The 12,648-nt window shown below is 72.2% G+C and carries 11 protein-coding genes and 1 pseudogene; 2 read left to right on the forward strand and 10 right to left on the reverse strand.

What is annotated here, in order from left to right:
- Window positions 1-109 precede the first annotated feature (109 nt).
- From QCN29_RS03080 to QCN29_RS03105, 6 genes are all read right to left on the reverse strand, one after another.
- On the reverse strand, window positions 110-1,171 hold the full coding sequence (locus QCN29_RS03080; protein ID WP_279926074.1) for an aspartate-semialdehyde dehydrogenase: 1,062 nt from the start codon (window positions 1,169-1,171) through the stop codon (window positions 110-112).
- Window positions 1,168-2,448 (reverse strand): aspartate kinase, encoded by a 1,281-nt coding sequence (locus tag QCN29_RS03085; protein WP_240134390.1) that lies wholly within the window; start codon window positions 2,446-2,448, stop codon window positions 1,168-1,170. Before QCN29_RS03085 ends, QCN29_RS03080 begins: the two co-directional genes overlap by 4 nt.
- 233 nt (window positions 2,449-2,681) lie before the next feature.
- Window positions 2,682-3,215: a DUF4231 domain-containing protein gene (locus QCN29_RS03090; RefSeq protein WP_279926075.1), complete on the reverse strand. Its 534-nt coding sequence runs from the start codon at window positions 3,213-3,215 to the stop codon at window positions 2,682-2,684.
- Between the two features lie 49 nt (window positions 3,216-3,264).
- Window positions 3,265-3,927 (reverse strand): DUF5063 domain-containing protein, encoded by a 663-nt coding sequence (locus tag QCN29_RS03095; RefSeq protein WP_240134391.1) that lies wholly within the window; start codon window positions 3,925-3,927, stop codon window positions 3,265-3,267.
- Window positions 3,920-4,519: a recombination mediator RecR gene (recR, locus tag QCN29_RS03100; RefSeq protein WP_240134392.1), complete on the reverse strand. Its 600-nt coding sequence runs from the start codon at window positions 4,517-4,519 to the stop codon at window positions 3,920-3,922. Before recR ends, QCN29_RS03095 begins: the two co-directional genes overlap by 8 nt.
- 61 nt (window positions 4,520-4,580) lie before the next feature.
- Window positions 4,581-4,916: a YbaB/EbfC family nucleoid-associated protein gene (locus QCN29_RS03105; protein WP_240134526.1), complete on the reverse strand. Its 336-nt coding sequence runs from the start codon at window positions 4,914-4,916 to the stop codon at window positions 4,581-4,583.
- A gap of 318 nt (window positions 4,917-5,234) precedes the next feature.
- Here QCN29_RS03105 and QCN29_RS03110 point away from each other — a divergent pair, with 318 nt between their 5' ends.
- Window positions 5,235-5,978, forward strand: a complete 744-nt coding sequence (locus QCN29_RS03110) for an SLATT domain-containing protein (protein ID WP_279926076.1) — start codon at window positions 5,235-5,237, stop codon at window positions 5,976-5,978.
- A gap of 114 nt (window positions 5,979-6,092) precedes the next feature.
- Here QCN29_RS03110 and QCN29_RS03115 read toward each other — a convergent pair whose 3' ends face one another.
- The 3 genes and pseudogenes from QCN29_RS03115 to QCN29_RS03125 all read right to left on the reverse strand — a co-directional run.
- Window positions 6,093-6,743, reverse strand: coding sequence for a hypothetical protein (locus QCN29_RS03115; protein WP_279926077.1), 651 nt, complete (start codon window positions 6,741-6,743; stop codon window positions 6,093-6,095).
- Between the two features lie 105 nt (window positions 6,744-6,848).
- A complete protein-coding gene (locus QCN29_RS03120; protein ID WP_279926078.1) occupies window positions 6,849-9,278 on the reverse strand; it encodes a dolichyl-phosphate beta-glucosyltransferase in 2,430 nt (809 codons plus the stop codon).
- 476 nt (window positions 9,279-9,754) lie between these two features.
- Window positions 9,755-10,456: pseudogene (locus QCN29_RS03125) on the reverse strand (GntR family transcriptional regulator); the annotation flags it as partial.
- Between the two features lie 114 nt (window positions 10,457-10,570).
- On the opposite strand from QCN29_RS03125, the gene QCN29_RS03130 reads away from it, so the two are divergent.
- A complete protein-coding gene (locus QCN29_RS03130) occupies window positions 10,571-11,104 on the forward strand; it encodes a hypothetical protein (protein WP_279926079.1) in 534 nt (177 codons plus the stop codon).
- Between the two features lie 169 nt (window positions 11,105-11,273).
- Here QCN29_RS03130 and QCN29_RS03135 read toward each other — a convergent pair whose 3' ends face one another.
- Window positions 11,274-12,647 carry an aspartate aminotransferase family protein gene (locus tag QCN29_RS03135; RefSeq protein WP_279926080.1) on the reverse strand — a complete coding sequence of 458 codons (1,374 nt, stop codon included), beginning with the start codon at window positions 12,645-12,647 and terminating at the stop codon, window positions 11,274-11,276.
- Between the last annotated feature and the right edge of the window lies 1 nt (window position 12,648).

Below are 12,648 nucleotides of genomic sequence, written 5' to 3' on the forward strand. Positions count from 1 at the left end.
CTGCATGGTCGAACACCCTTGTGCACCCGTTCAATAGGTACAGACCTGCGACTCGGTCACAGTACTTACACGGATCTTACAAAGCCACGGCGTATGCGTGCCGGGCTCATCAGCGGCCGGAACCCAGCTCGGCCGCGACGGCCTCCGCGATCTGCGCGGAGTTGAGCGCGGCTCCCTTGCGCAGATTGTCGCCGCAGACGAACAGCGACAGCGCGGCGGGGTCGTCCGGGGACCGCCGGACCCGCCCCACCCAGGTCGGATCGGTGCCGACGACGTCCGCGGGGGTCGGGAAGTCCCCGGCCTCCGGGCTGTCGTACAGCACGACGCCCGGCGAGGTGGCCAGGACCTCGTGCGCCCGTTCCACCGTGACCTCGTTCTCGAAACGCGCGTGCACGGCCAGGGAGTGGGTGGTGACGACCGGGACCCGGACGCAGGTGGCGGTCACCGGCAGCCCCGGCAGGTCGAGGATCTTGCGGGTCTCGGCCCGCAGCCCCAGCTCCTCGGAGGACCAGCCGTCCTCCTGGAGCGCGCCCGCGAAGGGCACGACATTGAGCGCGAGCGGGGCGGGGAACGGGCCGAGGTCGTCGCCCACGGCCCGGCGTACGTCCCCGGGGCCCGCGCCCAGTTCCGTGCCGGCGACCAGGGAGAGCTGCGCCCGCAGCGCGGAGACCGCGTCCCGGCCCGCGCCGCTGGCGGCCTGATAGGTGGAGACGACCAGTTCCCGCAGCCCGAACGCGGCGTGCAGCGCGCCCACCGCGGGGAGCAGCGCGAGCGTGGTGTCGTGCGGGCTGGCGACGATGCCGCGCGGGCGCACCCGCACGGAGTGCGGATTGACCTCCGGCACCACCAGCGGGACGTCCGCCTCCAGCCGGAAGGCGGCGGAGGTGTCCACTGCGACCGCGCCCTTGGCGGCGGCGATGGGCGCCCAGCGCTCCGCCACCTCGCGCGGCGCCAGGAAGACGGCCACGTCGATCCCGTCGAGGGCCTCTTCGGCGAGCGCCGACACCTCGCACTCCTCGCCGCGCACGGCCAGCTTGCGGCCGGCCGAACGCGGCGAGGAGAGCAGCCTGATCTCGCCCCAGACGTCCGCGTGCTGCGACAGGATCTGGAGCATGACCGCGCCGGCGGCCCCGGTCGCTCCGACGACCGCGAGCGCCGGCTTGCGGGTCATCGCCCGGTGCCCCCGTAGACGACCGCCTCGTCGGAGTCGGAGTCGAGCCCGAAGGCGGTGTGGACGGCGCGCACGGCGTTGTTGACGTCCTCGGCGCGGGTGACCACGGAGATGCGGATCTCGGAGGTGGAGATCAGCTCGATGTTCACGCCCGCGTCGGACAGGGCCTCGAAGAAGGAGGCGGTGACGCCTGGGTTGGTCTTCATTCCCGCGCCGACGAGGGAGATCTTGCCGATCTGGTCGTCGTAGCGCAGCGACTCGAAGCCGACCGCGGCCTTCGCCTTCTCCAGGGCGTCGATGGCCTTGCGGCCGTCGGTCTTGGGAAGGGTGAAGGAGATGTCGGTGAGATGGGTGGTGGCGGCGGAGACGTTCTGCACCACCATGTCGATGTTGATCTCCGCGTCGGCGATCGCCCGGAAGATCGCCGCGGCCTCGCCCGGCTTGTCCGGCACTCCGACGACGGTGACCTTGGCCTCGGAGACGTCGTGGGCGACTCCGGAGATGATGGCGTGCTCCACCTTCTGGGCTCCCTGCTCGACATGTGGTTCGTTGCTGACCCAGGTGCCCCGCAGTCCGGAGAAGGACGAGCGGACGTGGATCGGGATGTTGTAACGGCGTGCGTACTCGACGCAACGGTGCAGCAGCACCTTGGAGCCGGAGGCGGCCAGCTCCAGCATGTCCTCGAAGGAGATCCAGTCGATCTTCTTCGCCTTCTTCACGACCCGCGGGTCGGCGGTGAAGACGCCGTCGACGTCGGTGTAGATCTCGCAGACCTCGGCGTCGAGCGCCGCGGCGAGGGCGACGGCCGTGGTGTCGGAACCGCCGCGGCCGAGCGTGGTGATGTCCTTCTTGTCCTGCGACACGCCCTGGAAGCCGGCGACGATGGCGATGTTGCCCTCGTCGAGCGCCGTACGGATCCGGCCCGGCGTCACATCGATGATGCGCGCCTTGTTGTGGACCGAGTCGGTGATGACGCCTGCCTGGCTGCCGGTGAACGACTGGGCCTCGTGGCCCAGGTTTTTGATCGCCATGGCCAGCAGGGCCATGGAGATGCGCTCTCCCGCGGTCAGCAGCATGTCGAATTCGCGCCCGGTAGGCATCGGGGATACCTGCCCGGCGAGATCGATCAGCTCGTCCGTCGTGTCGCCCATCGCGGATACCACCACAACGACCTGGTGGCCGTTCTTCTTGGCATCGACGATCCGCTTGGCGACGCGCTTGATGCCTTCGGCATCGGCAACGGAGGAGCCTCCGTACTTCTGCACGACAAGGCCCACGTGCGCTCCTCGCTCGGTTCAGTTTGCGGCAGTCTGCCGCAGTCGGCTCAGTCTAACGAGCGACCGGACTCCGACCCCGAGATACCACATCGTGAGATGTCCCGCTCACCGTGCGATCACGCGGCGGAGCCGGTCCGCTCCGGGGCTGCGCCTGCCCTGACCTGCCGGACCCACGCCTCGATGTGTCCCAAGCCACAGTCCTGCGCCGTACTCTTCCAGTCTGCACCGGACCCTCAGACCTGCCGCCTGCCGGGGGTGGGAACCGACACCTGGCCGTCGACGCCCGGCTGAGGCGAGGGCAGCTCTTTGAAGTACTCGCCGGCCTCGTCGCGGCGAATGCGGACCACCGCCTCGATCAGCCGCCGGGCCGCTGCCGCCGGCTGCTCGCCGTCACAGCGCCGCTGGAGCTTCCAGCCCAGATACTCCTCGGTGATCGCGATCTCGGCATTGCGCAGCAGCACCCACGACTGGTCGAAGCGGAAGAACGAACGCAGCGCGGTGACCACGGAGATCGTCACCCCCGCCAGGGCGAGCACCGATTCCTTGTGCGCGTACTCCGCCGTCGCCAGGAACGGCAGCAGCGCGCCGACGAGGATCACGACGATCCCGGTCAGCCGGTAGCCCCGCCGGTGCCAGCGCGCACGGACGTCGTAGAAGCGCCGTAACCGCTGGACATAGCGCTCGGCCGCGGCATCCAGCTCCTCGTCCGGAGCCTCGAGGAACTCCTCTGCCGCCGGGGCCCGGAACCGTCTCCACCATGCGCGCATCGCGCCCTCCCCCCAGCGCCCGCGGCCCGGCCGCCGCGGGCGCGTCCGCTCAGCTCGCGGGTGTGCGCAGGCCCAGGGGGGCCGCGATCTCCTCGGCCATGACCCGGCCCGCCTCCTCGGCCAGGGCGTCCTCGCCCAGGTCCTCGTCCGTGTCCAGGCCGTCCAGCGCCTGGAGGGGCTGGTCCAGGCGGACATGGGCGACCAGGGACTGCAGGGCGCGCAGGGTGGCCGAGGCCGTCGGGCCCCAGTTGGAGAAGTACGAGAACTGCCACCACCACAGCGCCTCGCTGGTGCGGCCCTCGCGGTAGTGCACCAGGCCGTGGCGCAGGTCGGCGACGATGTCGGCGAGGTTGTCCGAGACCCGGCAGGCGACCGGCGCCTTGCGCGGCTCGTACGGGTCGAACACCTCGGAGAAGACGTCGACCGGGTCAAGGAGCCTGGCGAAGCGCTCACGCAGATCGTCCATGTCCAGGTCCGGTCCCACGTCGGGCTCGTAGCGCTCGTCGGGGACGATGTCCTCGTGCGCGCCCAGCCGGCCGCCGGTCAGCAGCAGCTGGGAGACCTCGAGCAGCAGGAAGGGGACGGCGCTGTCGGGCTCGTCGCCCTTGGCGACCTCGGTGGTCGCGACGATGAACGACTCGATGGAGTCGGCGATCTGGACAGCGAAGTCGTCGGGGTTCTGGCCTACGGCGTGCAACATGGCGTCAGACATCGAGAAGTCGTCTCCCCTCGAAGGCACGTCCCAGCGTGACCTCGTCGGCGTATTCCAAGTCTCCCCCCACAGGGAGACCGCTGGCCAGCCGTGTGACCTTGAGTCCCATCGGCTTGACCATGCGTGCCAGATACGTGGCGGTGGCCTCGCCCTCCAGATTGGGGTCGGTGGCGAGGATCAGCTCGGTGACCGTCCCGTCCGCGAGCCGGGCAAGCAGTTCGCGGATCCGCAGGTCGTCGGGGCCGACGCCCTCGATGGGGCTGATCGCCCCGCCCAGGACGTGATAGCGCCCCCGGAACTCCCGGGTCCGCTCGATCGCGACGACGTCCTTCGGCTCCTCCACGACGCAGACGACCGCCGGGTCGCGGCGGGCGTCGCGGCAGATGCCGCACTGCTCCTGCTGGGCGACGTTGCCGCACACCGTGCAGAAGCGCACCTTGTCCTTGACCTCCAGCAGGGCGTGCGCGAGCCGGCGGACGTCCGCCGGCTCGGCCTGGAGGATGTGGAAGGCGATCCGCTGCGCGCTCTTGGGACCGACGCCGGGCAGCCTGCCCAGTTCGTCGATGAGGTCCTGAACCACGCCTTCGTACACGGAACGCCTTTCCTGCCCTGCTCGGATCTCTGGTACGTACGGTAGTTCCTGCGGGCTCCCGTTAGAAGGGAAGACCCGGCATGCCGCCCAGGCCCTGCGCCAGCGGGCCCAGCTTGGCCTGCTGCAGCTGCTGCGCGTTCTCCGTCGCAGCCTGCACCGCGGCGACGACCAGGTCCGCGAGCGTCTCGGTGTCCTCCGGGTCCACGGCCTTGGGGTCGATCACCAGGCCGCGCAGCTCGCCGGAGCCGGTGACCGTGGCCGTCACCAGGCCGCCGCCCGCCTGGCCCGCCACCTCGGTCTGCGCCAGCTCCTCCTGCGCCTTGGCGAGGTCCTGCTGCATCTTCTGGGCCTGCTGGAGCAGCTGCTGCATGTTCGGCTGGCCACCACCGGGAATCACGGTCACTCCTGGCACGTTCGACGACGATGTTCGGTAGGGCGAGCCTACGTGGTCGGCGGTCGTCATGCGCCGCAGACGGCGACTGACACTTTCGAGTGAGTAACCTGCTGCTCCCATACCTGATCAACGGCCTCTTGCGGGCGGAATTACCGGGATTCCGAGGTCATGGCCCACCATTCGGCGGTAGGAAGAGCGCGCGCATCAGTACGCCCGCGCGCCTTCGCGTCACGCACAGTGGCGGAGCGCACCAGCTTGTCAGCATATGTAGATGCGCAGACGCAGATGCACAGCAGAGCGCAGAGCGTAAGGAGTGCACCGGTGAGCCAGCCGGAGATGCAGCCCGGGGGACCCGCCCGGGATGAGGACGGCAAGGACGGCAAGCCGTCGCCCGGCGATCTGACCGGAAGGCCGCTTCCGCTCGGCGACTGGGGCGAGCCCGCTGAGCGCCTCGACGAGCTGTACCGCTGGGTGGAGGCGGGTGCGCTGCGCACGGCCGCGTGGTACCTGGCCGACCGCGACCGCAAACGCCTCGCCGCCCGGATCCTGCGCGCGGGCACGGCCGCCGGCGCCGTCGTGGGGGCCGCGCTGCCGCTCCTGGAGGTGACGACGGGGCTCGACGGCGCGGCAGGCTGGGGCTATGTGTCGCTGCTGCTCGCCGCGGCCTGCCTGGGGTGCGACCGCTGGTTCGGCTTCACCTCGGGGTGGATGCGGGACGTCGCGACGGCTCAGGCGGTGTACCGCAGGCTGCAGACCCTGCAGTTCGACTGGGCCTCGGAGAGCGTGCGCGAGGTGCTGGGCCCCACGGAGGGGACGGCGGGCGAGGCGGCGGAGCGCTGCCTGACGGTGCTGCGGCGGTTCACCGAGGACGTGACGGAGCTGGTGCGCGCGGAGACTGCCGACTGGATGGTGGCGTTCCGGTCGGGCCCGACGCCGCTGGTGATGCAGACGAACGGCACGGTGCCGCCGCGGCCGGAGAACGGGCATCCGTCCGGCCGGATGCCGCTGCCGCCGGTCGCACGCCCCAACATGCCGCGGCAGCGGCCGCCGGAGCCCCCGCGGTAGGGGCGCTGCGGCCCCGGCCCCGGGGCTCCGCCCCGCGTCGGACGGCGCACGCCCGAAGAGAATGCGGAGACTCTGTGTGCGGCAGCACGTGCGGAGCGCAACGGAGCGGCCCGGTCAGCTGAAGATGATCATGGACCCCTGGCCGAGGCTCCGGGTCGCCGCGGCGTGCAGCCCCAGCCACACATGGCGTTCCCGCGCGAACGGGCTCTCGTCGTACGGGATCGGCCCCGCGGGCTCCTCCAGCGTGGTCGGCCGCTCCGGCGGCGACGGCGCGTCCGGCGGATTCACCGGATCGATGCCGATCGACTGGGCGACGTACTCCAGTTCGCGCAGCAACCCCTGGGTGGAGCCCAGCGGTCCGCCGCCCGCGAGCAGTTCCTCGTTGGACAGCGGGGCCGGGAAGTCGACCGGCACATACGCGCCCGCGTGGTCGTAGTGCCACACCAGATGCGACTGCTGGGCCGTTGACTCGAACATCTCCAGCAACTGCTCGTAGTCGCCGCCCAGTTCGTCCACCGGCGTGACCGCGAGCCCGCACAGCTGGAGCAGATAGGCGCGGCGCAGGAAGTGCAGCGCGTCGTAGTCGAAGCCCGCGACCGGCGCGACGTCCCCGGAAAGGCCCGGCATATAGGCGAAGACCGGGACGGTGGGCAGGCCGGACTCCGTCAGCGCCTTGTCATAGGACGCGATTTCTTCGGCGAAGGGATTGTCGGGGCTGTGGCACAGCACATCGACAAGGGGCACCAGCCACAGGTCACAGGCCAACGGAAAGCTCGCTCTCCAACGGAGTTGCAGGATCGTCTGAGGGACGGACAGCGTAGTGCCCCCTGCCTGTAGGGCGAAGGGCGGCCACCGCGGCCGTCCGCCTCCTCACAGGTCCCATACCCACACCCCGGCCACCCGCTCCCCGGGACGGCCGAGAAGCTTCTCCACGGTCTCGTACAGGGCCTGTTCGTGGTAGGTGGGCGGCAGTACGACCACCCCCGCGCGCCACGCCTGAAGATCGTGCCGCGCCTGCGCCTGCCAGGCGGGGCCCAGCTGCGGGACCCGTCCGGTGGCGCGCACGTCGTCGAGGAGGTTGGAGGTGTGGCGCGGGACGGCCCCGTAGATGCCGATGCGGTCCGGGCCCCACGGGCCGTTGAAGTAGCCCCCGGCGAGGGAGAAGCCGAGGCCCGACGAGGTCTGCCAGTGCAGGGCGTCCGCACTGCCCGGGTTGGGCAGCGGCACGGTCACCACCGACTCTCCTTCGGAGACGTAACCGCGGTACGCGCCGTACGCGAAGAAGGCCGGGACCTCCGGCCGCTCCCGTACGGGATACGGGGTCGGCAGCACCGGCGCCAGCGCGGCCGCCAGCGCGGCGCAGCCGACGGCGCGGTGCAGCCGCACCGGCGTGGCGGCCAGCCGGTCGGCGGCCAGCGCCAGCAGCACGCCCAGCGCCGGGGCGCAGACCATCGCGACCCGGGACTCGATGACCGACTCGAACAGCGGCTGGTGGGCGAGCGCGCGCCACGGCCCGGTCAGCACGATGTCCGTGTACGGGATCCGGAAGCGCACCCCCAGCGAGAGCAGCGCGGCCGCCAGCGCCGTGAACGTCACCGCCTTGACGACGGCCAGTTTCCACAGCCGGACGGCGATCGCGGCGGCGAGCGCGATCAGCGGCCAGCCGTAGAAGGCGTTCTGCTCGGTGCGGTTCATGGCGAGCGGGTCCGCGCCCGCGTCGGAGCCCGCTAGCGAGCGCCCGGCGAACTGGAGGAAGGCCAGAGGGCTGTTGCCGGTGTTGTCGCCGTGCAGCACGCCCGTATAGCTCTGCGGGCCGAAGAACTGCCAGCCCAGGGGAAAGGCGACCAGCGGCAGACAGACGGCGAGGGCCACCCCGAGGCCGCGCAGCAGGGGCCGCCACACGGCCCGCGCAACGTCCCTGCGAACGGCGGCGTAGGCGAGGGCGAACAGCAGCATGCCCATGGCTGCGAGCAGCAGCGGCTCCTCGCCGAGGAAGATCTGGTACGCGGCGAGCAGGCCCAGCAGCGTGCCGTCCCGTGCGATGCGCGGCCGCGGGTCGGCAAGCCGCAGCGCCCGGTCTGCGATCACCGGGATCAGGAACAGGGCGAGGAAGTTGGGGTGCGCGTTGCCATGGGAGACCATCGGCGGCGCGAAGGCAGCGAAGGCCGCGCCGAGGGCGGCGGCGGGCCGGTTGCGGGTGACTCTTCGGACGAAGAGCCAGTACCAGGCGGCGGCGGTGGCGGCGAGGCCCAGGGTGAGGACGAGCGCCCAGGTGACCGTGGGCCCCAGCAGGAGCGTCACGGGGGTCAGCGGGACGGACAGTCCCAGCATGACGGTGTTGGCCATCAGGTTCACACCGTCGGGGTTGTTCTGCAGGGTGGTGAACAGCGGGTTTCTGAAGTGGCTGACGTTGTCGGCCGTGACCGCGAAGAACCACTCCCACTGGTTCTGGTCCTGCCCCGCGTCGGCGAGGTAGCCGCGGTCGAGGTCGGCCCAGAGGCCCTTGTAGAGCAGGACGGAGGCGAGGAGGAACAGCCCGGTGACGGCGAGGTCGGCGCGGCGGAGGCCCCGGGCCCGCAGGCGGGCGAGTTCGACGAGGACGCGGGCGTAGTCCAGCGGCCGGACCTTGGAACCGGGCTGGTGCGACCAGCGCACCGGGACCTCCGTGACGGGCCACCCCTGCCGGTGGAAGACCCGCAGTATCTCGACGTCGATGCCCCAGCCGTCGAGCCGCGACTCGGCGAACGCGGCGCGTGCCCGCTCCCCCTCGAGCAGCTTGAAACCGCACTGGGTGTCGTGGACGCCGGGTACGGCGACGGCGCGTATCAGCCGGTTGCCCAGACGGCCGAGCCATTCGCGGCTGCGGCGCTGGTGCACCTCGATCCGGGCCCCGGGGTGGGCGCGCGAGCCGATCGCGGCGGCGCTGTCCTCGGCGGCGAGCTGCTTGTCGAGGTGGTCGAGCTCCTCGATGGGCGTGGCGAGATCGGCGTCCGTGATCAGCACCCGGCGGCCGTAGCTGGCCAGGACCCCGCGGCGCAGGGCGTCGCCCTTGCCGCGGTTGCCATGGCCGCTGATCAGCTGGATACGGGGCTCCTCGGCGGCGGCCTCGCGGGCGACCGCCGCGGTGGCGTCGGTGGAGCCGTCGTCGACGACGATCAGCTCCCACTCGCCCCAGCGGCCGGGTTCGGCGCGCAGATGGGCGCAGATGGCGTCGAGGGTGGGGCGGAGCCGGGCTTCCTCGTTGTAGGCGGGTACGACGACGGACAGGTCGACGACGCTCACTGCTCGGTCGCCTCGCATGGATCGGCGACGGGGCGCGGCGACTCGGCGACGGCGGGGCACGGCGACTCCGCGACGGCGGGGCACGGCGGCGCGGCCGGCTCCTGTGTGCCGGTGACGGGCCCCGGCTGCCCGGCCGCCACCTGCGGGCCTCCGACGGCCGGGCCCGGCTCGGCGACCTGGACCGGCTCGGGCACCTGGACCGGCTCGGCGGCCGGGCCCGGCTCGGGCACCTGGACCGGCTCGGCGACCTGGACCGGACGGCTCCCCTGGCGCGGCGGCTCGACCGCCCCCGGGACTCCCGCGGCAGACCGAAGCGACCCGGGGCCGGACTGCGCACCGGCAGAGTGCCACGCCCCGGGGCCGGACTGCGCACCCGCGGCAGACAGACGCGGACCGGCTGCCTCACGGGAACCCCCGGAAACCTGGCCCGGCTCGGCGAGCCCACCCGACTCCGCCGCCCCCGGGACACCCGCGGCAGACTGACGCGACCCGGGGCCCGGCTGTCGTGCGTGCCGGGCCTCCAGGCAGGCCGCCCAGGCGAGGGCGTGGTCGTTGTACGCCCGCACCACCGCCCCGGCCGTGGCGGCGTCCCCGCCGGCGACGGCGTCGATGAGCTCCTCGTGCCCGCTCCACAGCCAGTCGCGCAGACTGGCGTCGCCCCGCAGATAGGGCACGGCGAAGACCCAGGACTGCACGCGCAGCCGGTGCAGGAAGTCACCGATGTAGCGGTTGGCGACGATCGCGCCGAGCTCCCGCCAGAACCGCAGGTCGTAGCCGATGAGGATGTCCAGATCCCCGCTGCGGGCAGCTCGGGCGGCCTCCTCGGCCCGGCGGCGTACGGACACCAGGGCCCGGCCCCGCGGGGCGGCCTCGGACCCGCGGCAGGCGAGTTCGCGGAAGAGGCCGTCCGCGATGAGGGCACGGGCCTCGACCATGCCGCGGTAGTCGTCCACGGAGAACCGGTGGACCTTGAAGCCCCGGTGCTGGTCGGAGTCGAGCAGCCCCTGGGCGCAGAGGTCGACGAGGGCCTCGCGGACCGGAGTGGACGAGACGCCGTACTGCTCGGCGATCTCCTTGACCGTGAACGCCTGTCCCGGCCGCAGCCGCCCCGCCAGGACCTCGTCGCGCAGCGCCTCGGCTATCTGCTGCCGCAAGGTGTTGCGGGTGACAGCGCTGGGGCTGCCGGTGCCGCGCATCGTGGCGTTCTCCTTCTCCTTCTCCGCCGGTCCCGGCGGCCGAGGTCTTCAGGTCCCCGACACGATAGGCCAGGGGCCGCGGCTACGGTCTACGACAGGGAGGAGGGTCACATCATGCCGAACGGTTCGCCGGAGACCTTCGAGCCCGCGACGGGGGACGGGCCGGGGGCGCCTGGCGCGGCGCGGGCGGCCGAGGTGCGCACAGCCTTTGAATCGCTGCTCCAGATCCGCCGGCTGACCGGCGGGGGCGATGCCTCGGCGCCCGCGCCCTGGGAGCGCTTCCGCATGGTCCGGGCCGTCTCCCTCGCCCTGGAGGCCGCCGGCTTCCCGCCCTCCGCCGTCGACGCGTCCGGCCGCCGCACGGCCACCGGTTACCGCGTCCGCGCCGGCGACCGCCCCGAGCTCGTCCTCGTCGACTGGCTCGGCCCCCCGGGCAGCGCCGCCGCCCACGAGGAGACTCCCCGACTCACCGCCTGCGCAGCGGCGCTCACGGACCTGGGCTGGGAGGCGCTGCTGTACAAGGGCCCGCGGGGCAGGCGGTTCCTGGAGGTGGAGATTCCCCCACCGTTCCCCCTGCGCCCTGCGGCACGGGGGGAGTCCCCCTTCCCACAACCAGGGGCAACCCCCCGGACCCCCGGTACGGCCTGAGGGCCGGGTCCGCGATCTCCCCCGTCCGCGTGCTCGCAACGGGGGAGCCCAAGGCGAGGCCGTACGAGGGGCGCAGCGTGCCCCTCGTACGACCTCGACCGCTCGTACGACCTCGACCGCTCGTACGGGTACGGCCTCGACCGCTGACGCGACAGGACGCCCTTCGGCTTCAGGCCGCCGTGGTGTGCTCGTCCGCCGCCGCCAGCGCCGTGTCCAGCGCCGCCAGGCCCTCCTTGGCCTCCGCCTCGGTGATGTTGCAGGCGGGGACGGCGTGGGTGCGGTTCATGTTGACGAAGGGCCACAGGCCGTTCTTCTTGCAGGCGGCGGCGAACGCGGCCATCGGCGCGTTCGCCTCGCCCGAGGCGTTGTACGGGACCAGAGGCTCGCGGGTGGCGCGGTCCCGGACCAGGTCCAGCGCCCAGAAGGCGCCCAAGCCGCGCACCTCGCCCACCGACGGGTGGCGCTCGGCCAGTTCGCGCAGCCCGGGGCCGAGAACCGTCTCGCCGATGCGGGCGGCGTGCTCGACGACGTTCTCCTCCGCCATGGCGTCGATGGTCGCGACTGCGGCGGCGCAGGCCAGCGGATGGCCGGAGTAGGTCAGCCCGCCGGGGTACGGCCGGGTCTCGAAGGTCTCGGCGATCGCGCCGGAGATCGCCACCCCGCCCAGCGGGACGTACCCGGAGTTCACGCCCTTGGCGAAGGTCAGCAGGTCGGGCACCACGTCGTAGTGGTCGGCCGCGAACCACGCGCCCGTGCGCCCGAAGCCCGCCATCACCTCGTCGAGGACGAAGACGATTCCGTACCGGTCGCAGATCTCCCGGACGCCCGCGAGATAGCCGGGCGGCGGGGGCATGATGCCGGCGGTCCCCGGGATCGTCTCCAGGACGACCGCCGCGATCGTGCCGGGCCCCTCGAAGGCGATCGTGTCCTCCAGGTGCGTCAGCGCCCGCGCGCACTCCTCCTGCTCGGTCGAGGAGTAGAAGGGCGAGCGGTAGAGGAACGGCCCCCAGAAGTGCACGACGCCCGCCGTGCCGCTGTCGGACGGCCAGCGCCGGGGGTCGCCCGTCACATTGATCGCCGTCGCGGTGCCGCCGTGGTACGAGCGGTACGCGGAGAGCACCTTGGGGCGGCCCGTGTGCAGCCGGGCCATCCGGATGGCGTTCTCGACGGCCTCGGCTCCGCCGTTGGTGAAGAAGATCTTGTCGAGGTCGCCGGGCGTCCGCTCGGCGATCAGCCGGGCCGCCTCGGACCGCGCCTCCACCGCGAATGCCGGTGCGAAGGTCGCCAGCTTCCCTGCCTGCTCCTGGATCGCGGCGACGATCTTCGGGTGCTGGTATCCGACGTTGGTGTAGACGAGACCGCTGGTGAAGTCGAGGTAGCGGTTGCCGTCGTAATCCCAGAAGTACGAGCCCTCGGCGCCGGCGACGGCGAGCGGGTCGATCAGGCCCTGGGCGGACCAGGAGTGGAACACGTGCGCGCGGTCGGCGGCCTTCACCGCGGCGCCGGTACGCGGGTCGGCGTGGAGGTCGGCATGAGGGGTCATG

The organism is Streptomyces chengmaiensis (genome assembly GCF_029846775.1).
Classification (GTDB): domain Bacteria; phylum Actinomycetota; class Actinomycetes; order Streptomycetales; family Streptomycetaceae; genus Streptomyces; species Streptomyces chengmaiensis.